19 protein-coding genes and 1 riboswitch are annotated in these 23735 nt (G+C 29.3%); of the genes, 4 read left to right on the forward strand and 15 right to left on the reverse strand.

What is annotated here, in order from left to right; all coding sequences use genetic code 11:
• Window positions 1–7: 7 nt before the first annotated feature.
• From pilM to hflX, 11 genes are all read right to left on the reverse strand, one after another.
• Window positions 8–1216, reverse strand: a complete 1209-nt coding sequence (gene pilM, locus ACJDTP_RS04165) for a type IV pilus assembly protein PilM (RefSeq protein ID WP_406760581.1) — start codon at window positions 1214–1216, stop codon at window positions 8–10.
• A gap of 106 nt (window positions 1217–1322) precedes the next feature.
• Window positions 1323–1745: a prepilin-type N-terminal cleavage/methylation domain-containing protein gene (locus ACJDTP_RS04170; RefSeq protein WP_406760582.1), complete on the reverse strand. Its 423-nt coding sequence runs from the start codon at window positions 1743–1745 to the stop codon at window positions 1323–1325.
• A gap of 75 nt (window positions 1746–1820) precedes the next feature.
• Window positions 1821–3023, reverse strand: coding sequence for a type II secretion system F family protein (locus tag ACJDTP_RS04175; RefSeq protein WP_406760583.1), 1203 nt, complete (start codon window positions 3021–3023; stop codon window positions 1821–1823).
• 37 nt (window positions 3024–3060) lie between these two features.
• A complete protein-coding gene (locus ACJDTP_RS04180; RefSeq protein ID WP_406760584.1) occupies window positions 3061–4746 on the reverse strand; it encodes a GspE/PulE family protein in 1686 nt (561 codons plus the stop codon).
• A gap of 114 nt (window positions 4747–4860) precedes the next feature.
• A complete protein-coding gene (locus ACJDTP_RS04185) occupies window positions 4861–5613 on the reverse strand; it encodes a prepilin peptidase (RefSeq protein ID WP_406760585.1) in 753 nt (250 codons plus the stop codon).
• Between the two features lie 239 nt (window positions 5614–5852).
• Window positions 5853–5936: riboswitch (cyclic di-GMP riboswitch) on the reverse strand.
• Window positions 5937–6500: 564 nt separating this feature from the next.
• Window positions 6501–7238 carry a YebC/PmpR family DNA-binding transcriptional regulator gene (locus tag ACJDTP_RS04190; protein WP_173708874.1) on the reverse strand — a complete coding sequence of 246 codons (738 nt, stop codon included), beginning with the start codon at window positions 7236–7238 and terminating at the stop codon, window positions 6501–6503.
• Between the two features lie 869 nt (window positions 7239–8107).
• Window positions 8108–8755: a YigZ family protein gene (locus ACJDTP_RS04195; protein WP_077841744.1), complete on the reverse strand. Its 648-nt coding sequence runs from the start codon at window positions 8753–8755 to the stop codon at window positions 8108–8110.
• A gap of 394 nt (window positions 8756–9149) precedes the next feature.
• Entirely contained in the window at window positions 9150–10586 is a 1437-nt protein-coding gene (locus ACJDTP_RS04200) for an aminotransferase-like domain-containing protein (protein ID WP_406760586.1), read from the reverse strand.
• Between the two features lie 27 nt (window positions 10587–10613).
• Complete coding sequence (locus tag ACJDTP_RS04205; protein WP_077831570.1) at window positions 10614–11534, reverse strand: nucleotidyltransferase domain-containing protein; 921 nt, start codon at window positions 11532–11534, stop codon at window positions 10614–10616.
• A 298-nt stretch (window positions 11535–11832) separates the two neighbouring features.
• A complete protein-coding gene (locus ACJDTP_RS04210; RefSeq protein WP_406760587.1) occupies window positions 11833–12375 on the reverse strand; it encodes a hypothetical protein in 543 nt (180 codons plus the stop codon).
• Window positions 12376–12619: 244 nt separating this feature from the next.
• On the reverse strand, window positions 12620–14410 hold the full coding sequence (gene hflX, locus ACJDTP_RS04215) for a GTPase HflX (protein WP_039769539.1): 1791 nt from the start codon (window positions 14408–14410) through the stop codon (window positions 12620–12622).
• A gap of 662 nt (window positions 14411–15072) precedes the next feature.
• On the opposite strand from hflX, the gene hpt reads away from it, so the two are divergent.
• Both hpt and ACJDTP_RS04225 read left to right on the forward strand, forming a co-directional pair.
• Window positions 15073–15594 carry a hypoxanthine phosphoribosyltransferase gene (gene hpt / locus ACJDTP_RS04220; RefSeq protein ID WP_012060385.1) on the forward strand — a complete coding sequence of 174 codons (522 nt, stop codon included), beginning with the start codon at window positions 15073–15075 and terminating at the stop codon, window positions 15592–15594.
• Window positions 15595–15796: 202 nt separating this feature from the next.
• Window positions 15797–16141: a four helix bundle protein gene (locus ACJDTP_RS04225; protein ID WP_406760600.1), complete on the forward strand. Its 345-nt coding sequence runs from the start codon at window positions 15797–15799 to the stop codon at window positions 16139–16141.
• A 75-nt stretch (window positions 16142–16216) separates the two neighbouring features.
• On the opposite strand, the gene yunB is transcribed toward ACJDTP_RS04225, so the two are convergent.
• Window positions 16217–16873: a sporulation protein YunB gene (gene yunB, locus ACJDTP_RS04230; protein ID WP_406760588.1), complete on the reverse strand. Its 657-nt coding sequence runs from the start codon at window positions 16871–16873 to the stop codon at window positions 16217–16219.
• Window positions 16874–16979: 106 nt separating this feature from the next.
• On the opposite strand from yunB, the gene ACJDTP_RS04235 reads away from it, so the two are divergent.
• Entirely contained in the window at window positions 16980–19454 is a 2475-nt protein-coding gene (locus ACJDTP_RS04235; protein WP_406760589.1) for a transglycosylase domain-containing protein, read from the forward strand.
• 95 nt (window positions 19455–19549) lie between these two features.
• Here ACJDTP_RS04235 and ACJDTP_RS04240 read toward each other — a convergent pair whose 3' ends face one another.
• Both ACJDTP_RS04240 and ndk read right to left on the reverse strand, forming a co-directional pair.
• Window positions 19550–20410, reverse strand: coding sequence for a YcdB/YcdC domain-containing protein (locus tag ACJDTP_RS04240; RefSeq protein ID WP_406760590.1), 861 nt, complete (start codon window positions 20408–20410; stop codon window positions 19550–19552).
• Between the two features lie 728 nt (window positions 20411–21138).
• Window positions 21139–21546, reverse strand: a complete 408-nt coding sequence (ndk, locus tag ACJDTP_RS04245; protein WP_012060389.1) for a nucleoside-diphosphate kinase — start codon at window positions 21544–21546, stop codon at window positions 21139–21141.
• Window positions 21547–21983: 437 nt separating this feature from the next.
• On the opposite strand from ndk, the gene ACJDTP_RS04250 reads away from it, so the two are divergent.
• Window positions 21984–22256 (forward strand): acylphosphatase, encoded by a 273-nt coding sequence (locus ACJDTP_RS04250; protein ID WP_039769542.1) that lies wholly within the window; start codon window positions 21984–21986, stop codon window positions 22254–22256.
• A gap of 641 nt (window positions 22257–22897) precedes the next feature.
• Here ACJDTP_RS04250 and ACJDTP_RS04255 read toward each other — a convergent pair.
• Window positions 22898–23632, reverse strand: a complete 735-nt coding sequence (locus ACJDTP_RS04255) for a phosphatase (RefSeq protein ID WP_406760591.1) — start codon at window positions 23630–23632, stop codon at window positions 22898–22900.
• Between the last annotated feature and the right edge of the window lie 103 nt (window positions 23633–23735).

Here is a 23735-nt window from a genome sequence, read left to right on the forward strand (position 1 = left end):
CTCTCCTCTACAATCTTATTATTGAACCTATTGCATTAATAAAATTGTCGATAGATTCATATGCCGCATTAGTAGTGTTAAAATCTATTTTAGGTATGCTCTTAATTCTTACCACTTTTATTGATAGCTTCGATGTCATATGTTCGCACAATCCTTTAATCTTAGATGTACCCCCATAAATAAATATCTTATCTACACCAATTCCCATATTTTTATTTTTATAAAATTGTATTACTTTTTCTATTTTATCAATCCAATCATCAATTTCGTTTATTATGACTTTATTTTGGGTATCAAGCCTATCTTCTTTTAGGTTTATATTTCTCTCTTTGTATTGTTCAATCTCATCTTCCGAAAGATTTAGTACTTCAACTAATATTTCGTTAAGATCAGTACCGCCTGTTTTTATTATTCTTGTAAATTGCAAAATTCCTTCATTATATATGTTAACATCAAGACTCGTTGCTCCCATATCTATAAAAACAACTGATTCTTTAGAATTATATTCATATTCATTAATAGCATCTATATAATTAATTAACTTGTTTAATGCATTATAATTAACATCTAGCGCATATGGCTTTAAATTTAATGCTTCTAAAAGCTCATAATATCCCCTAGCCATTTTTTCAGGATATGCTATAGCACGAACACTTAGCTTTTTACTATCTTGAAATTCTTCTTCACCTAAAATATTAGTTTGAAGAACATAGTCATCTAAATTTATAGGTAAGTATTGTTGAATCTCATACCTAACTACAGTTTCAATTTCATCATTCTCTACTTGTGGTATCATAAGCTCTCTATTTATAATAGAAGTAGAGTTATTGGTACATATTCCTTCTTTAGCAGTTATGGAATTTTCCGATAAAACTTGCTTCAACTTAGAAATAAGTGCTTCTTGATTAACTATTGCTCCATCTAAAATTGCTCCCTTAGGTGTAGAAATCTCTATAAATTTACTAATTGTTAAATTCTCTTTATAATAAATTCCTTCAACTATCTTAGTAGTTTTATTCCCAATATCAAAAGCCACTACTTTTCTCTTTTTCTCTGACTTTTTAAAATACTTCTTATTTTTATTGTTATTTTTCAACAATTTAGCTTTGATATCTTTAATGTCAAGATTCATTAATTCTTTAATTTTGTTAAAATCTAATTTTCTCTTAAATTCGCCACTATTACTAAAATGAATTTTTTCTTTTATTGTATTCATTATTTCCCCCACCTATTTACCCTTATATTTTTTAAGTGTATACAGTAAAGTGTAAAGCTTATTTTAGCTTTACACTTTTTAGATGCATCAATCTAATTTTATTTTATCAGGATGCGTAAGTACCAGTTTGCTTTGGATATACTTCATTACCAGAACCAGCAGTTACTACTATATTGCCATCTGCTGAAGTATAAGTAACTGCAAAAGCTGTATTGTTTAATTTAGAGTTAGGTAATGCTGTTGCATTACTAGCTGCTCCATCAACTTTTTTAGCAACTGCTGAAGTTAAGTCAGCCGCTGCAATAGATGGATTTTCCGCTATTAGTTCAGCTGCTATTCCATGAATATTCTTAGCCGTAGCTATATCTGCCTTCAAATTTGCATTTCTAGTAATCGAACCAAATTTAGGAATTGCAATCGCTGCTAAAACTGCAATAATAGCAATAACAATAATAAGTTCTACTAATGTAAATCCTTTCTTCTTTTTCTTTGATAGTTCATTCATTTTTCTAATTGATAAACTAGTCATCTTAATTCCTCCTAATTTTTATATAATTTATATTTTATAATGCACTGTGTTTTACACGTGTATTATTTTAACTTTTTAAATTTTAGTATAACTATCATACATTGGAAGCATTACAGACATTATAATAAATCCAATTACAAGTCCCATTACTACTATTAATATTGGTTCCATTAAAGCAACTGTTGCCTGTATTGTAGTTTCCAATTCCTCATCATAAAAATCTGCTGTTTTATTTAAAATTTCATCAATAGATCCTGTTTCTTCTCCAATTTTTATCATTGAATAAAGCATTTCTGGAAATATGCCTGACTCCCTCATTGAAGTATTTAACTCTTCACCTTTAACTACTCTTTCTTTAACCTTTTTTAACGCTTTTTCGGCTATTTTATTTTCCACAACTTGCGATACAATATCTATTGCATTTATTAGAGATAATCCGCTTGCTAATAATGTAGATAAAGTTCTTGTAAACCTAGATACTATAACCATCTCAGTAAACTTTTTTATTATTGGAAGTTTAAGCTTTATTCTACTTAAAGCAATTGAACCATTTTCTGTATTAAAATAATATTTTATACCAACAAAACTTAATATTATTAAAACTATAATCCATATAAAATTTTCTTTTAAGAAATCTCCACTGCCAAGTATAAGCCTTGTTGACCATGGCAATACTGTTCCTGTTTGTTCAAAGATCCCTTTAAATGTTGGCATAACATAAGTTAGTATAAACACAACTGCCACTACTGCTACTAAGCTCAATATAATTGGATAAATCATAGCATTCTTAACTTTATTATTTATTTTATTTTCCTTCTCGTAATGAGTTGCCATTCTTTGCATTATACTAGTTAATGTACCACTAGCCTCACCAGCTTCAACTAAACCAACTAAAAGTTCTGGAAATATCTTTTTTTGCTTCTTCATTGCTTCAGACAAAACTCCACCTTTTTGAACTTCTTGTTCAATTTCCACAATTGCTTCCTTTAGTTTTTTCTTCTGGGTTTGTTTAGATAATATATTTAAACAAGTTAATATAGGTACTCCAGCATCTAGCATAGTATAAAATTGCCTACAAAAAATTGAGATGTCTTTAATCTTAACCTTCTCATTGAAGTTCAGCTCTATTTTACTGCTTTCGATTACTTCCTCTACCATTAAAGGATAATATCCATTTGAAGATATGAAATCTATTACTTCTCCCTTAGAATCTGCTTCACGCATACCTTCAATTTTTTCTCCATCTGCATTCATTGCTCTGTATTTAAAATTGGCCACTTCTATCCCCCCAAAATTAGTATGAATAAATATCTGTCTATTCCTTAGTCATTGTTATTGTCGCAAGCTCATCGATTGTCGTTATACCTTCTATAACTAACTTCCTGCATTCAGCAACTAATGTATTCATTCCATTTTTTATTGATATATCCCTAAGTATATCTGAGTCTTTTCCTAGGTTAATAGCTTCTCTATGTTCCCTTATAATCTCCATCACCTCATACACACCAGTTCTTCCAACATATCCTGTGTTATTGCAATATCCGCATCCTCTACCTTTATTTAAAATTATCTGCTTGTCCTTATCAATTCCAAGGATTTCTTTTTCATATTCTGTAGCTTCATATGAAACATTACAATTCATACATACTTTTCTAACTAACCTCTGAGCTACTATTCCAACTACTGACGTAGCAACTAAATATGGTTTTATTCCCATATCAACAAGCCTTATTATAGATGACGGAGCATCGTTTGTATGAAGTGTACTTAAAACCAAGTGACCTGTTATAGCCGCTTTAGTAGCAATCTCTGCTGTTTCGTTATCTCTAATTTCACCAATCATAATTATGTCTGGATCTTGCCTTAATATACTTCTAAGTCCACTTGCAAAAGTTAATCCGGCTTTATTATTTACACTCACTTGATTTACTCCATTTAGCGTATATTCAACTGGATCTTCTACAGTAATTATATTTATTTGATCATTGTTTAATTCGCTTAAAATTGTATACAATGTTGTAGACTTACCACTCCCTGTAGGTCCTGTAACTAATACTATTCCATGTGGATTTGAAATAATTCTATCTATCTTCTCTAGATTTTCATTACTCATTCCTAGTTTATCTCTACCTATATTCCCCATAGATTTGTTAAGGATTCTTATAACTATTTTTTCCCCATTAACTACTGGAAGTATTGAAACTCTAAGGTCTACTTCTTTTCCTCCTACACTAGTCATTATTCTTCCATCTTGTGGTATTCTTTTTTCTGCTATATTTAATCCTGCAAGTATTTTTATTCTTGTTACTAGTGGACCTAAGCTTTCTATGTTAATAACATTTACAGTCTGTAATTTACCATCTATTCTATATCGTATTCTCACTTCATTTTCAAATGGTTCTATGTGGATATCTGATGCATTTAGTTCTATGGAGTTCTTAAATAAGTACTCTACCATTTTTACAACTGGTGCATTCCTAACATTATCCATTTCATCTATATTAACTTTTAAATTCTTTGCTTCAGAGCTTTCTTTTGAAAGTTGTTGAGCCGCCAAGCTAACCTGCTGACTGCTATAATATATTTCTATAAACTTTTTTATGTCATCTTTTTTAGATATGTATGATTCTATTTCGAACCCAGTAGATATTGCAACGTCATCTATTGCATATATATTTAAAGGATCAGATAACGTAACCTTAATTTTATTATTTTCAAATCCAAATGGTATCAGATTATATTTATCACATAAATTTTTAGGAATTATACTTATAGCTTTTTTATCAAAATTTATTGTATTTAAATCTACTTTTTTAATTCCTGTCTGTTGTTCTATTGCTTCTATTATGTCTTCTTCAGTTATAATTTTACTATCGAGTAATATTTCTCCTAGCTTCTTCCCTAGTGTCCTTTGAGACTTTAATGCTTCTTGCAATTGATATCCTGTAATTTTTCCCGCATTTACAAGAATATTACCTAGTCTTCTTTTTTCAGTTGCCATTCTGAGTCTCACCTTTCCTATGAATTATGTATAAAATGCGGCATAGCACCTTATAATTAGTATAAGTTTGCTATATAATTTTCACAAGTAAAGTTATTGTAAAAAAGTGTATCTTTACAATAACAAATCCCAATACATTTTTAATATCTCTGCTCCGTAGAACATTGAAATCAAACTTCCTATTGCTATGAAAGGCCCAAATGCTATTTTTTCTTTTGCCTTCTTTAATTTTAATATCAAGACAATTATTCCTATTATTCCGCCTAGTATAATTGCTAGAAATAAGCCTAATAAAATCCCTTTAACTCCTAAGAACAATCCACACACAGCGGCTATTTCAATATCGCCTTCGCCCATTCCTCTTGTTAAAAACACTATTAGTCCTATGATTATTGCTCCTAGTATTCCTCCCAGAATTAAATCTAGAACATTATTCTTATATAAAACATACTGTAATAATATAAATAAAATGCCAACTATTCCTCCAAAAATCGTGGTGCTTGTAAATACAAACTGAGTATCAAAATCTATAGCACTAATTACAATTAAAAGAGATACCAAAATACAATATTTTAAGGTAATCAGATCTAATCCAAACTTTACATACACAATTAAATACAACAATCCATTTAAGATTTCTATAATAGGATATCTTATAGAGATTTTTTCACCACAATACTTACATCTTCCTCTAAGAAATATATAGCTAAATACAGGTACTAGATCTAGTGGATTTAAGTTATGTTTACAGGTTGTACAATGGGATGGTGGGAATGCAATTGATTTTTCTATAGGAATTCTATAAATACAAACATTTAAAAAACTACCTATAACTAGTCCTAAAATACATATTAATGTATAATCCAAAAAATCACCTCTCATTGTATATTTTAATATTATTTAACTTTTTTGTAAACGTTATTGTATATAAATTTGTATTTTATTATCATTTTTTCAAAAATATTTAATCAAAATTACATTAAGATAATAAAGATTCATTCTCTTATTTTAATCATAGTTAGCAAAAGTACATCTTCAATATATCTCCACTATATTTGTAAGTATATTACAAATTCTTTTAAAAAATATAAAAACCGGCCTTTATAAAATATAAAGGTCGGTTGCACTACTAACTCACCATATATAAAGTGCCCAATTAAAATATATGGATCAAAGTTTCCTTATGACAAAATATACTTGTTATTTCTTTTATTTCTTGCATAACATATTAAATACAGCCAATATATGCCATAGTAATTATACCATAATGATCATTAATTGGTCTATCTTGTTTAAAACTTTTTTCTTCTAAATATTATTAGCAATTATTTACTGATAGTCCTACATTTTTGTCACTTTTCATATAAAATTTTAGAATAATTGCCATATATATTTCTATTCCATAATACCATGTTTACAAAAAATTTACAACTATTGAATAATATTGTTAATCATGTTTTATATATCTACACCAGAAGATCTTAGTTTGCAATCAAAAAAGAATTAAGCAATTGAATTTACAACATAATTTCTTATTAATTATTTATCATTTTATTTTAAAAAATATAATAACCAACTAGTGATAGCTTGGCTGGTACAATAAGCTATCCTTTCCTTTTACAATTAATAAATCTACAAGTAACAAAAAAAACACCTCCAATATCAATTAACTATGTATATCAATATTGAAAGTGTTATTATTTAATAAGTATATCATCCAGAGCTTTTTATAATTTAAAAGCGCCTAAAACAGCTTATTCATCCCATCCCTCAGGGAATTCAGCGTTGTGGTACACCTCTTGAACGTCGTCATCGTCATCAAGTAAGTCTAACATCTTTTGGAATTTCTTAGCATCAGCTTCATCTATTGCTGTGTATGTATCTGGAATCATCTTAACTGAAGCTTCTAAGAATTCAATACCTTGTGCTTCTAATGCTTCTCTAACTGTTCCGAACTCTTCAGGTGCAGTTGTTACTACAAATACTTCTTCTTCTGATGCGAAATCTTCTGCACCAGCATCTAAGGCAATCATCATTAATTCATCTTCATCTTTATCTTCTTTTTCAATGACAATTTCACCTTTTTCTTGGAACATAAATGATACACAACCTGATGTACCCATGTTTCCGCCGCCTTTTGTAAATGCACTTCTTACATTTCCAGCAGATCTATTTTTATTATCAGTAAGAGTTTCAACTATTACAGCTACTCCACTAGGTCCATAACCTTCATAAACTATATTTTCATAATTAACTGATGATAATTCCCCAGATGCCTTTTTAATTGCTTTTGAAATAGTATCATTAGGCATGTTTGCTGCCTTGGCTTTTGCAACTACATCTCTTAATTTTGCATTTGTATCTTGATTAGCTCCACCATTTTTAACAGCCATCACAATTTCTTTACCTATCTTAGTAAAAATCTTACCTCTTTTTGCATCTGTCTTGCCCTTTTTTGCTTGAATGTTATGCCACTTTGAGTGTCCTGACATATGTTTTCCTCCTTACTTTATTCGTAATAATTATCTATATTTTTATAAATATATATTGCAATTAAGTCCCTACACCTTGATCTTATTTTAGCAATTAATTTACTAAGTTTTGAATATAACTTCCTGTTAACAATATATATAATATCTATTTGTAACGATCCTTATTACAAGTTATTCATTTAATTAATGATTTTTTCTTTAAAATACAAAATCCAACAGCTATTATACCACATTTTACATAAGTTCACAATTATCCTATTACCAAATAATTCTCTATAATATTTATTAAAATATAAAATTTACATTGCAATTGAATCTCCATCCTTTTACTCTATCTGATTAATGACTTAGTTCATTGTAATATGCCTAAATCTAAGTTTCATGTTATAAAAAATTTATTGTTAGAACTAAATTTTTACTTTGAAATAAAAATCTCCAGAAGTAGTTAATTATGAATAATAAATTTTATAATCAGCTTGTATTCTCATTCTTTTACGAAGTGTTTCGCTGAGCTTTAAATACGTAACTATAGACATTCCAATTATTAATTAGACTTATTCTGTGAACATATTTCCATATTTACTGTATATAAATGATTATCTTTAGCTAGAAATCATAAATATATTTGTGGAGAAAACATTTGAAAATGAGCTGTTAAAGGTTCTTAGCTGTAGGTTGTTCCATTTTAGCTTGTCAAACTGAAAGTTGGAACATGCTAAAGTGGATACAACCTGCCGCTTAGAACCTTCAGCGATATTTTCATAGCTTTTCGGAATCAAAATATTTATGATTTCGGCAAGTTACCACATAAGTCTAGTTTTAAAGTTGGATATCTATAAGCAACGAACCATAATCCTAGAATATACTAATTATATTTTCAAGTATAATCTATTTCCCTCTTTAAAATATATATCTTCTTCACTTTTTCTAACTATTACTTTTCCGTTAGTAACTTCTACAATCTCGTTTTCTATATCTTCAGCCATTAACTTTTCAGCTAATATATTAACAATCACTTTATCGCTGTATTCAGTATCTTCTATATGCCAAGAATTTTGACCGCATGTATATTGAACTTTTCCAAAAAGATCATATTCCATTTCAAAACTTAGTTTCAGTCCTTCAACCTTTTCCACTACACCAGCTGATTTTATTGCGATGCTGGCACCTTTTGTATAAGCTCTAGTTAAACCACCTGCCCCTAAAAGTATTCCCCCAAAATATCTCGTAACAACTACTGCACAATCTGTCACTCTACTTTTTTTCATCACTTCAAGAATTGGTATTCCTGCTGTTCCCTGTGGTTCGCCATCATCTGAGTACCTTTGAATATTCATGTCTTTTCCGATTATATATGCTGAGCAATTATGCCTTGCTTGCTTGTGCATATTCTTTATCTCATTTATAAAAGCTTTAGCTTCCTCTTCATTTTCCACCCTTTTTGCATAACCAATAAACTCTGACTTCTTTTCTTCAAATCTATCTTCACCAAAGTCTTTTACTGTAATGTACGACATATCAATCTAGCTCCTTTTCAATCTCAAATCAGAATATATAGTACGCATATTGATTTAAAACAATTTTATACATACTTAAATAATTAGAATATTATAATACCTTCCTATGCTGCATTTTTACTGCATATTCTTAAGAATATATATTGTACAGAATATATATTCTAATATTGTTTAAAATATATATTCTAAAATTCTTAAGAATATTAGCATAAAGTGAAACCTAGCTTCAGAGAGAGTTTTTTATGTGCACCTTGATGGTAAATCTGCCATTAAAGGTTAGTTAAACTTATCTCGGATTGTGCCACTTTTATCTACCACTTTAATAGAAGATTGGAGTGTTACAGTGGTTAAACATCAGATAAAATTATTAGTAAAAATATCTCCCTAAGTAATTTCACTTCTCAACTCTAAGTTCCTTATCTAAAATTAATTCTTCCTTAAGTATTTTCATACCTTTCTCAATCTTTTCCTTGTCGGTTTGATAAAAGGCTATCCTAAAAGAATCTTGTCCATCATTTTGTGATGTAAAGAACATAGCCCCTGGAGTAATATATACATTTTTCTTTTTAAGTTTTATAAAAAGTTCTTTAGTATTAATCTTAAATTCATCTTTTAAAGTTATATAAAAATTTAATCCACCTTTTGGATCATTGTAGGTTAACATATCTTTAAATTCACTATCTAGAATTGTTTTTAAATGCGTATACCTTTTTATATATTCGTCATTTAGATTTTTAATATTCTTTTTCCACTTATTACTCGAAATATATAATTCCAAGGCTCTCTGCATTAAACTTGAAGTAGTTATATCTGTATTGTGCTTTGAATTTTGAAGAGTTTCACTGAATACTTCTGGTGCAACTAAGTATCCTAATCTTATTCCTGGAAGAAATATTTTCGAAAAACTTTTTATATAAATTACCCTATCATTTTTATCAAGCCATTTAAACGGCACATATTCTAATGAATTTTCATATATAAGTTCCGATAAATAATCATCTTCAATTATGTAAAAATCATAAATTTCTGCAAGGTCTAAAATTCTCTTCTTCTTTTCTATACTATAACTTACTCCTGTTGGATTTTGAAAATAACTCATTGTATAAAAACACTTTATTTCGTTTTTCTGTAATATCTTTTCAAATTTATTTAAGTTTATTCCATCTTCATCAATTGGCACTTCAAACAAATTAACCTTTCTCCATTTAAATACTGATAATGCTCCTACATATGTTGGCTTTTCAACTATTATATTATCATTTATATTTAATATTCCTTTAGATGCAATATCAATTCCTTGTTGAGCACCTGATATAATTATTATGTCTTCATTGTTTAATTTATTATTCCAAAATACTTTATTTATAGTATAAATAAGATTAGTATATCCATTTCTGTTGTCTGAAAGTAATGCATTTGCTCCATCTCTTTCTAAAACTTCATTTATAATTCCTTTTAAATCATCAATAGGGAATAACACTTCCCCTGTAGTTTCACCTGTAAAATCTATGACATTAGTTAAATCTCCCATGGATATCTTTTTTAATGTATTTGAATATTCTTTTCTAAAATTTGAAGCAACTTCTTTTCTTTTTGCATAACTACCACTTCCTACCTTTTGATAGGCATAACCTTCTGATTTAAGCTTATTGTATGCACTAACTATAGTGACATTGTTTACGCCTATTTTTTTTGACAGCTCTCGTATTGTTGGAAGTTTGTCTCCTTCTTTTATCTTTCTTTTATCAATTAAACTTTTTATATAATTAGCTACTTGAATATACTTAGGGATATCATTATCTTTAAACGCAAAATCTTTATAAATATCCATAAAACTCTCCTTTAATTGATTGTAAGACTATTTTTTTGATTGTGCCTCATAACTCTTGTATGAATACACATTCTCTCTGACTAATTTTTCATTAGAAGGCAAATCCAAATTTTTAGTATCTTTCATTATCAATTTTCTCTTGTATAATTCCTTTAGTATATCTTCTATTTTTATATTAAATTCCTTGAACTCATCACTATTTTTTATTTCAAAGGAGCTTAAAAATGCATTTTTTTCATATAAATAATCCAGTAAAGACTTAGCGGCCTCATTTATATTTTCATCTAGAAAATTCTCGATATAATCTACAGCGTTTTGTATATTTTCCTTTGCGCATTTATCATTAAACAAATTATCAACTATAATATTAAATTTATTATTTAAATTTATAGCCATTTTTACTGCGTCCTTACTTACAGTGTATCCATTTAAATTTAAATATAACTTAGCAAAACTATCTAGAGCTCTTATTAAAACTTCATAAGATGTAAAAACACTATTGTTTTGCAAATACTTTTTAGTTACTCTAATATCTTTTATGACATTTCCTAAATACACCAAGTTCCAAGTTTCTCTATATTTGTCTAAACTATATTTAGCTTTATTAAAAATGCTCTCAATTTCATCATCTCTTGAAAATATTATTTTAGATGATATTAGTAAGTTCCTTATAACTCCTTTATTTCCATTACTTTCGTATAGTTCTAAAAAGCTTTCTTTATTTAGGACCTTTATATGTACCGGTACCCCTAGTATTTCAGAATATATATCTCTAACATTATCAAATATATCCTTATATACAATGAATAAATCTATGTCAGATTCCTCCCAAAGATCACCGCTAATTATGCTTCCAAATGCAAATATAGCTAACACTTTTTTATTGGTCTTCAATACATTTATTAACTTTTCAGAGGATTTCTGATATTCTAATATGGATTTTGACACTTAATTTCACCTTCTTTTACCAAGACATTGTTTACTTTGTTTATCAGATGGATATCACCTAAGGCATTTATTCATTTTAACTAAAAAATAACGGTTGCATGCTTCTGAATCTCCTGCCCTTTAAGGCATAAGTCCAATTAAAATTTAGATAAAGCCTAATCACATCTCAATCAAAGTTTTACTTTATAACAAACTTACTAACATTATAACTTAAAGAAATATTTATTTAAAGGTACTACTTTACAGTACTACTCAAATCCATAATATTCGAATAAAAAAAGATTCTTAAATATAATATCTAAGAATCTTCTGTTCTATTCACAAATGGCGGACAATCTTTATCCATTTTCTTTATCTGATGTATGTAAATCTTCAAACGCCTGCTTAATGACTCTAATATCTGATTAAGTTCGTGATTCATTTCATAAACAAGCTCCAATGATTCCCTTAGTTCTTTTCTCTCACCAAAAGTATTACTTTGTATTACCTGTGCAACTCCTGCTATATTTAAAGATGATATAGAGATAAAGTATAATGCATCAAGTAAAGGACGTACCTCTCTAGTAAAATAAGTTAAACTTATCTGCTCGACTCTAATTGAAGCAACATTAGTTTGAGCTGCACTTATTTGTGCTATTGCTGTACTCATATTTGATAATTGCGTTAATACTTGATTCTGCATATCTCTTAGTTCATTATTTAAATCCGATGATACATTTTCATTACCAGCGGCATCAGTCGCATTAGCACCTGTACTTCCCTGATTCAATGCCCTCTGAGCAGTTCTTAGGGATCTTGCGCTTCTAGGATCTAATTGATTTAATGGTCCATCTGTTTCCATAAAATATAGTCTCCTATAACAATACTTATTTTAAGTATATTACAGAAAGACTATATTTATTATTATATTTAGGCACATGAAAATAAATAACAAGCCAAAAGTTGCCATGGATATTTTTCATCAGGCAAGGAGATGAATTGCCCTCATAGCGGGCCTATTAGGTCAATTTGTCGACGTAGGATGATGGGAAATAGACTGGCAAATGGACTAGTTATTTATTTGATTGTGCCTTAATCAGTTAACCTTATATCTTAGCGTATTCCTGAGTTTTATTAAAAACTTCATCATCTACTTCTGCTACCATATATGTTCCATTATCTTTATATTCTTCTTCAAGTATTCTAGCATTTCTATGTAAGAAAGATTGAATATCGCCTTTCTCATAAGGTATTAAATACTCTACTTTTCTATAATTATATGGCAATTTTTCCTCAATTAAACTTAGCAATTTATCTAAATTTATTTTTTCTTTAGCCGAAATTTCTATTACATCAAAATTTCCTACTGCAAATTCTTTAATTCGCGCTTTTTGTTCTTCAGTAGCTTTATCTATTTTATTTAAAACTAATATTGTTTCTTTATCTATAGCCCCAAGCTCACTTAAAACTTCATTTACAGCATTATATTGATCTATTGCACTATCTGAAGATACATCTATTACATGGCATAGAAGATCTGAAAATATAACTTCTTCTAAAGTTGATTTAAATGCTTCCACCAAATCATGTGGTAATTTCCTTACAAAACCAACTGTGTCTGTAAGAGTTATCACTCCTTTTTTACTTAGAGTTACAGCTCTTGTTGTAGTATCTAATGTTGCAAAAAGCATATTTGCTTCAAATACTTTTTCCTTAGTTTTATTTTCATTTTTTGCTGCCAAATCACAAAGTGTATTTCTTAAAGTTGATTTTCCTGCATTAGTATATCCAACTAAAGATACTTTAGGAATATTTTCTTTTCTTCTCTTTTCTCTTTGTACTTCTCTAGTTCTTTTTATTTTCTTAAGCTCATCTTTTAAATCATATATTGTTTCCATTATATGTCTTCTATCTGTTTCAAGCTTCTTTTCTCCAGGTCCTCTAGTTCCTATACCACCACCTGTTCTAGATAATATAGTTCCGAGTCCCTGTAATCTACCTAATCTATATTTCAACTGAGCTAGCTCTACTTGAATTTTTGATTCTTTAGTTTTAGCCCTTGTTGCAAATATTTCTAATATTAATGTTGTTCTATCTATTACTTTGGCTCCTAATGCAGCTTCTAAATTTCTAACTTGAGATCCTGAAAGCTCATCATCAAATATTATTACATTAGCTCTTTCTACCTGCCTCATAGAAGCGATTTCCAATACTTTACCTCGTCCAATAAAGTATGCTGCATCAATTTTACTTCTGCTTTGGAATACAGTTTTTAAAACAGGTATGTTGCAGGCTTCTGTAAGCTCTGCTAATTCCTCTAGACTTTCTTTTGTATCAGAACCAACTAATATTGCTTTTTCTTCTGTTTCCTCTATGACATCATTGTTCTTAATTAAATTTTCTATAAATCTTATCCTATCTAAAATATTTATAGACATAATTTCATTTAAAGAAAGATTACTTTTTTCTTCTGTTTCTAATTTATTGTTATATAAACTAAGCATTCCCAAAGAAAAATCTATTATATTACCATCTGTTATAGCCACTGATATAATTGCATCTAGCTTTAATTTTAATAGAGCTGTTAAATCTAGCGCTGAAAGATTACAATAACCATTTGGATGAGTATGTATAACTCTAACACCTGATAATCTCTTTTCATCTATATCTATTATTGGAACCTCAACAGATGTAGAATCTCCAATTGCAACAGATGTGACATTACCTTTTCTATTTATAGCTACACTGATTTCTCTTTCAATAAAACTAGAAACTCTAGAAATAATATTTAAAATTTCTTCATTACATATTTCATCCTTTAAATTTCTTATAGAATAAATATTCTCTAACTCTTCTATTAAAGATTTTCTAATTCCTTCAATATTTCCATATATCATTAATAAACACCTCACATTAGCCAAGGGATATTTAAGAAAATAACAAAACAGTATGTTTATCTATCTCGTGTCATACTGCATCGTTAGGTTTACCTTGATAGTTCTCTATGCGTTAAACCTTCCTACTTTCCTGACGCAAAATATACATATTAGAAAAGAGCCTGTATGTTGCACATAAGAACTTTTCATTACATCTTTAACTCGCTATTTTCCTCATATCCCTATCTTGACAACTTTCATATAATTTTATACTATTAATTCATTAATTATAACTTTAATAATCTACACTTGACAATATACATTTTATAAATTTAGAGTAAATTATCACATAACTTGAAAAATATGCAACAATTTATAAATACCTATGAGTATTTTATCTGTAATCATATATATTGCAAAAATAATTCTTCATCATAATTCTAAAAATATTGCAAGAATTTTAGCCGTAATTGTGAATTGTGAAATGTGCATTGTGAATTGCAACATAATATATTATGTATTCTAAAAAATTAAATTCATCAAAAATAAATTTAAACTATCAGTTATTGTAAACCAAATAGAATGAATTATATTATTTTAGAACTTATATGCTAATAATAAGCTGTGTATTTTTAAGGAAATGTGTACATTTGAAAAATAAATATAAAAGGAGTTTTTTAAACATGGAAGATAAGAAACGTAACATTCTTTTTTCTGAAGAACAAATTAATACAAGAATAAAGGAATTAGGAAAAACTATTGCTGAAGATTATAAAGGTAAAAAACTTTACATTTTATCTTTACTTCGTGGAAGTTTTATCTATGCTGCTGATTTAGCTAGAGCTATAGATTTAGATGCCAAAATAGGATTTATGACTACATCAAGCTACGGACATAGCGAAACATCTTCTGGGTCTGTTAAAGTAGTTAATGATATCTCTGATAATATTGAAGGATGGGACGTTCTTATAGTTGATGATATAGTTGATACTGGAATTACAATGGATTTCGTTTATAATTACATAAAAGGTTTGAACCCAGCTTCTGTAAAGACTTGTGTTCTTCTTGATAAACCTTCTCGTAGAAAAGTACATATACAACCTGATTACTGCTGTTTCGAAATTGAAGATGTATTTGTAGTTGGATACGGATTAAACTACGGGGATTATTATAGAAATGTTCCTTACGTATTTAATTGGGAATAAAAAAAGAACCTCACGGTTCTTTTTTTATTCCAATTCACAATTCACAATTCACAATTCACAATAAAAAAAATCCCTTCGGGATTTTTTTAATTTTCCGTTCTTAAATTTCCTACAGAACTTTGTTCCTTAATTGCAAATTGTTTAAATCTTTTTACCTTGTCAATAATTATGATATCTAAAAAAAATTAGGATGGTGATTTAAATAGACGCTAATATTATTGCCACTAAGTCTTTTGATTTTGCTCTTGATATCATAGATTTATACAAATTTTTAATCCGTGATAAACAAGAGTATATTTTATCTAAACAATTATTGAGATCTGGAACAAGCATTGGAGCTAATGTAAAGGAGGGTATTCGTGGTTTTAGTAAGTCTGATTTTAGATTTAAAATGAATATAGCTTTAAAAGAAGCAAATGAAACCGAGTATTGGATAGAATTACTTATTAAATCGAGTATTATTGAGCAAATTACTGGAAACTCTATATTATTAAAATGTAGAGAATTATGTAAAATTCTAAATAGTATAGTTAAGAACTCGATTTAAAAAGAAATAAGATAAGGCGAAGCCTTGTCTTATTTCTTCTTACATTGTGAATTGTTCATTATAAATTGTGAATTGCTAATTATTTTGTTCATTTGTAGGAAATCCAAGAGTTGTATTTGGTATTTTTCCAACTATGATTGTGTCTGAAACCGGAACTTGTGTGCTCACCTCAGCATCTTGATTCCTTAGTGGAAGTCTAAGCCTGATTTTAGCTGTAACATTTAAGTATATCTTATGCCTAGTTTGATTAATTCCAGCACTTTCAAATTTAGATTCATAACTTGTACTTATATTTCCTATAGGCTCTATCTCAACACTTATCTTAGGGCCAACATTATAAAAGGCACTTTTATCACTCATCCAGCCTAAAGGAACTTTTATTGCATTGTTCTTCATATCACTTAATTCTTTATTACATTCTGTAGACAATTCAGCTGCTATATAATTCAATTTTCCAGTATCCGCTTGAATTAAAATTATATTGCCTTGGTTGTCTTTTTCAATTTTTACCATCTCATCATACTTAAAATCTTTTGATAAAATATCTACACTTTTTTTATTTATTATATCTAATGTTTGGGACTTTGCCATTATTGTCGCTATTTCTGTAACAGAGGGCATGACCCTTTGATCAAAAAATACTAAGGTTATGTTTAAAATGACAATAATAACTATAATAAGTACTATAAATGATATGTATTTATGCGTTTTTCGTCTTGTATAATATTGCATTGTCAACACCTTTATTATTGAGTTATTTATTTAATCATACTATAATTATGCTATAATGATATAGAATATTATTAAATTATATACCTTGTAATTTTAGGAGGATAAAATGGCAATTAATGATAACGTGAAAAAACCAAACAATGCCCCACGAAAAAAAAAGCCATCTAAAAAGAAGAAAAAGAAATCAAAAAAAATTTTTAAGGGCATATGTTTTGGTTTTATATTTTGTTTTCTTGCAATGTTAGTAGTATGCGCAGGTTATGCTTTTGCTATTATAAAAACTACGCCTCCTCTAAATGTCGATGCTGTATTAACTTTAAACCAACCTTCCAGTATATATGATAGTGCTGGGGACTTTATGGATAATATGCAGACTGATGAGGAACGTTACGTTATAGATTCAAGCAAAATACCATCTAACTTAAAAAATGCTTTTGTATCCATCGAGGATGAAAGATTCTACCAACATAATGGAATAGACATTCAGAGAATTGTAGGTGCAGCTTTTTTAGATGCAAAGAGATTTGTTACTGGACAAAAAGGACTACATGGAGCATCTACACTAACTCAACAATTACTTAAAAACACAATTTTAACTAATGATGTTTCTATTGAAAGAAAGATAAAAGAAGCTTATTTAGCTATTAATTTAGAAAAAGCATTAACAAAGGATCAAATTTTAACAGCTTATTTGAACACAATTCCCCTAGGTGGTCATGTGTATGGAGTAGAGGCTGCATCTTTATTATATTTTGGTAAAAGCACACCCGATTTATCTTTGATTGAATGTGCATATCTAGCCGGAATTACTCAAGCTCCAAGTTCATATAGCGCTTATAACAATCAAAAGGATCCAAGTCCTTATATTAATAGAACACTTACTGTTTTAAGTCAGATGCACAAGCTTCAATATATTGATGACGCTCAATATGATAAGGCCGCTAACGATGTTAAAAATGGTGGTCTAGTATTTAAATCAATTAAAAAGGACTATAGATTAAACTATGAATGGTTTGTATATCCTGCTGTGTCTCAGGTAAAAGAAGACCTAAAGGAAAAATATAAATATTCAGATGAAGAAGTATCTAAATTAATGGTTAATGGTGGTCTTAAAATCTATACAACCATGGATAAAGAGCTTCAAGATTTTACCCAATCTACTTTAGATAATTATAAAAACTTAGGAATTAATAACAAGGAAAGCTACGATAAAGATGGCGTTCCTTTATTACAAGCGTCCGCAACAATAATGGATTACAGAAATGGTCATGTTCTTGCAATGGTTGGGGGACGTGGTAAACAAGGTCCGCAATCAATAAATAGAGCCTATAATGATTTGCGTCCTATCGGATCGTCTACAAAACCATTAACGGTATATGGTCCTGGTATAGATCAAAAAATTATAACTGCTGCAACACCTATAAATGATGCACCAATACCTCCTGAAATCGGAAAGAAGTATTCTCCGGCAAAAGATGGTCCTTATAATCCTCTAAATTCTCCTAATGAATATTCAGGACTTATGACCTCAAGAGATGCTCTTACGCATTCAAAGAATACTGGTGCAGTTTTAACAGAAGATAAAATCGGTATGAAAACTGGTATTGAATACGGCGAAAAACTTGGTCTAAAGTATAACGCTGCTTCTAAGTCATCAATGGCAGCTGTTGCTTTAGGACAGTTCAATAACTCTCCAAGTGATAGGGACGGTGGTAATACATCTATCTTAGCTGCTGCATATGGTAGCTTTGGTAACAACGGTATATATACGGAGCCTATGCTCTATACAAAAGTAGTTGATTCTACAGGTAAAGTTTTACTTGATAATACTTCGCCAAAACAAACAAAAGTTTTTTCACCACAAGCTGCATATATTCTATATGATATGTTAAAAGGACCAGTAAATGAATACAATGCTACTGGTGCAAAGTGGGGCAATATGCCTGTTGCCGGTAAAACTGGTACTACTTCTAATTCCACAGATTTATGGTTTGCAGGACTTTCACCTTACTTATCAGCTTCTGTTTGGATTGGATATGATAATCCTAAAGAACTCCATGGTAGTTCAAGTGGGTGCGCTGTTGTTTGGGGAAAATTAATGGCTAAAGCTCATGCGAAGTTAGAGGCAAAAGATATAGAAGAGCCTAGCGGAATAGTAAAAGCTAGTGTTTGTAAGGATTCTGGTGAACTTTCAACCCTTTTCTGTAATTTTGACCTTAGAGGAAGCAGGGTTTATGAAGAATTATTCATCGATGGAACACAACCAACTTCAAATTGCACAATACACTCTGGTACTAATCGATATAATTTTAATAACGGATCTTCAGCTAATTTAAACCCTGCAGATAATAATTCAAATTCAGGTAATGCCCCAGCAGATTCCGAGACTCCTCCTGTAACTAATAATGACACACTAGCTCCACCTGTCGTTGGTAGTACGGAACCTTCACAGAAAACTGAAAATAATAATGAGAATAATAATTCAAATTCTAATAATGCTAGCACTGGTGGTAACAAGAATACTACACATAATTCTTACGGACCTGGTAGTAACAATCAGCATCCACCAACAAATAATTAAATAGCTCAAGTATATTATGAATTTGCTAAATTTTAAATTTCTATAAAATGAAAAAAGATAGAGGATAATCAAATATCAGATTATCCTCTATCTTTTTATTTATTTGTAATAACTTCTTTTTCAGCGCCATCTTTTAATATATTTAAAACATCACCGCTCTCTGCGCTAATAAAAAACTTCCAACTAATATTTGCACCCTTATCATTCTTACCATCTATAGTTACAATGTAACAGACTTCATATATTGGGCTTTTTTCTTTTTCCATTCTATTATCTGCATAAACTAAATCAGTTTCATCTTTAACTACAGTTTCTTTATTATATTTTTCAAAAGAGTCTTTAGATATTTTTTTTGCTTCTTCACTAGAAATATTTATTACAGGATCTTTACATTCCCTTTGCATTGTAGAGTTGGAATATCCATCTAGAAAACCGCTTTCTTTATCAATGTTTAATTTTATTTCATCGAAATAAAACGGATATCCGTTCTTTTGCTTTGTATATATGAATGAGTAATATGGCAGCTTCTTTGCATCCTCATTGCTATTAATTGTCTTTAAGACCACATCTCCATCATATATATTCTTTAAGTATCCTTCTGCTAAAGTTCTAGCATCTTGTAAATTAATTTTTGTTGCATTTGCTGGAATTTCTTTTTTCGCAAAACCTATTACATTATTATCTTTATCTAAATCTATACCAAAACTTTGAGTTACTATACTTCTATGAACTAATTCATTCTGACTATTTAGTGCTCTTCTTCTTTCATATTTTATAGATTCTAAATTTTGTTCAGTATTTATTGCATTAATTGAATATAACCTAGCCATAAAAGCCTTAGATGCCCTAATATCTTTTGCACCTGGACCAATCAGATTATACAGTATTATGACTATTATTATGATGAGACAAACTAAAATTATTCCCCCTATAATACTCGCTTTCCTTAACTTCATTAATTACCTCCCTTGCAGACTTAACATTGCTATTCTATTTTATTATACCATATTTTTATACTAGTCACATTCAAAAAAATAACAATTCCATCTGTTCCAACAGCCAATCCAAATTTAATTCATCAGAGCCTTATTTAGACTATTAGACACTACAAACTGAATAATTTTATAAAGAATGACTATATAATTTAGAACTCATATATGTTGCAATTCAAAATGCACATTTCACAATTACAACTAAAATTCTTATAGTATTTTCGGAATTATTATGAAGGATTATTTTCGTAATATATATTAGAACTTTGTACTTTCAATTTCCATGGTGTTCAACTTCAAAACTAGATTTATTAGATGAATATATTTGTAAAATTTCTAATACTTTAAGCTCGTATCTTCACTAGAAATCATAAATATATTTGTGTAGAAAACATTTGAAAATGAGCTGTTAAAGGTTCTTAGCTGTAGGTTGTTCCATTTTAGCTTGTCAAACTGAAAGTTGGAGCATGCTAAAGTGGATACACCCTGCTGCTTAGAACCTTCAGCAATATTTTCATAGCTTTTCGGAACAAAATATTTATGATTTCGGTAAGTTACCACATAAATTTAGTTTTAAATTTGGATATCTATATTCTCCACACACAAAAAGGCCTACTTTAAATACTAATTGTATTCTAAGTAGGCCTTTTTAAATCTAATATTCAATTATTCATTCATTTAAAGTCCGTATTTTATATTTCTGGAAACCATAAAGCAATTTCTTCTTTAGCACTTTCTACAGTGTCTGATGCATGAACACAATTTTCTGTCTTACTTCTAGCATATCTATGTCTTATTGTTCCTTCTTCTGCATCTGTTGGACTAGTTGCTCCATTAATCTTTCTTATTCTTGCTACAGCATCTTCACCTTGCAATATTAATGCACATAGTGGGCTCCTTGTTATAAACGTTATAAGTTCCTCATAAAAGTCTTTTCCTTTATGTTGACTATAATGCTTTTCAGCAATTTCTCTTGTAGCTCTCATAAGCTTTAGGGCTACTATTTTTAAACCATTATCTTCATAACAACTTAAAATATTTCCTATTATATTTCTTTCTACTCCATCTGGTTTAACTAATACTACGCTTCTTTCAATCATACGAAGACCTCCATATAGTGTAATTAATTCATATTATTCCCTAATACATATACATTATACTAAAGATTCTGAAAATTTTAAATACTTTTGTGATTATCATCTAATTTTTAGATATATTATGATATAATAAAAAAACAAAGAATGAAATATATGTTAAGTTATATGAATCACTATAGCTAGGAACAATCAAATAAATAACAAGTATATTTGCCATCCTATTTTACATCATTGGAAGCTCGACTCGCATGCGCTCACTGAGTATTCACAGAGTAAGCGGCCATCATCAAATCACATATTTGAATGTCTGCTTAACTAATTCACACCAAATCATAGATTTGGTTTCTCTGCTCATCAGCAAATTGACCTAATAGGCCTGATATGAGAAAAACATATTTTATCAAAAGTATCGATTTATAAAGGAATTGGAGGATAAACACATGATTAGATATTCAGCAATAGTACAAGGAAGAGTACAAGGTGTTGGTTTTAGATATTTTATTCAACTTACAGCTTGCAAACTAAATTTAACTGGTTGGTGTAGGAATCTTATGAACGGAAATGTAGAAATTGAGGTTCAAGGACTAGAAACTAATGTCTTATCTTTCGTTTCCGAAATAAAAAAAGGAAATGGATTTGCTAAAGTTTCCGATATAGATTTAAATATACTTCCAGTATTAGATGGTGAAAAAAAGTTTTCAATTAAATATTAGTCAAAAAATAGAATGTATACATAACCCAACTAATACCTGAACTTATACAGATAACTCTCCGAAATGAATAACATACTTTTGTTCCAGTTTCTAGGTAATTCTGATGGGTGATTCTAAGTCTATAAAGTTGCATCCAAAGTGCTAGCCTCAAAGAATAAGCTTTGAACTAGCACATTTGGAACAACTTATAGCCAAAGAATCACATCCATCATAATTACCAATGAAACATTCCACAAAAGTATATTACTCATTTCTATCTGGAGGATATTTCATAGTTTACGTATAGTTTATGATTGGGTATCCATACTATAGATATCCAACCCAAAAGATATACCTATACTTTAATCTTTGTGAATTATACTAGAAATTAGATACATGTTTGAGAAAGCGGCATTTGAAATTGAGTTGTGATAGTTCTTAGTTGAAGGTTGTTCCATTTTCTGCTTGTCCTAAACTTGTTTTTGGAGCATGCAGAAATGAGTTCAACCTTCCACTTAGAACTATCCATCGAAAATTTCACTAGTCCGCTGGAACAAATTTGTATCTAATTTCGGTTTTCCCACACATAAATATAATTTTAAATTTGGATATCTATAAGAATTTAGCTTATCATACATTCTATTGTTTAATTTCTATTGCAATTATTCTACTTCTAAATCTTTTATTCTACCTTTTTTCTTTAATCTCAATAATAATTCCTTTGGATCATTATTTATTATAAGTTCTTCCGGGAATTCTATTGATTCTAGCATATTAATAGCTTCTGTAAATTCCCCAATACGAGTACAAAAGTGCGCATCACTATTTATTATTAGCTTAGCCTCATGTTCCTTACATAGCGATGCTATTTTTGTACAGTTACCTAAACTTCCAATTCTAGATGTTGTAAATGAGCTATTGTTAATTTCTATTAAAACATCATTTTCCTTAGCACACTTTATTACTTCTTCAAAGTCAACTGGAACTCCTGGATTTCCAAGATGACCAATTATATCAACTTTTCCACTCTTTATTACGTTTATAAAAGCTCGTGTATTTTCTGCAATATTTCCAACTTTGTAAACTTCATCATGTATACTTCCAATTACAATGTCCAATTTCTCTAATGTTAAATCATCCATGTCTAAGCTTCCATCATAATCAATTATGTTAGCCTCAGTTCCATAAAGCATTGTAACTCCAAAAAGTTCTCTTGGCAGCACCTTATAATTATTGAAATACCATATATGCGGAGAATGTGGCATAGTAATTCCGTGCTCTGTAGTACCAAGCACCTTTATTCCTTTCTCCGAAGCAGCTTTTGCATTTTCCATTAAGGTTGAGTAAGCATGGCCGCTTGCTATAGTATGAGTATGCACATCTAATGCATATTTCATTATATCACCCCATTTATCTATTTTTGGCAAAACTATATATGTTGCAAAAATAATTCTTCATCGTAATTCTAAAAATATTACAAGAACTTTAGCTACAATTAAT

The sequence above is a fragment of the Candidatus Clostridium helianthi genome (genome assembly GCF_045310795.1).
GTDB lineage: Bacteria > Bacillota > Clostridia > Clostridiales > Clostridiaceae > Clostridium > Clostridium helianthi.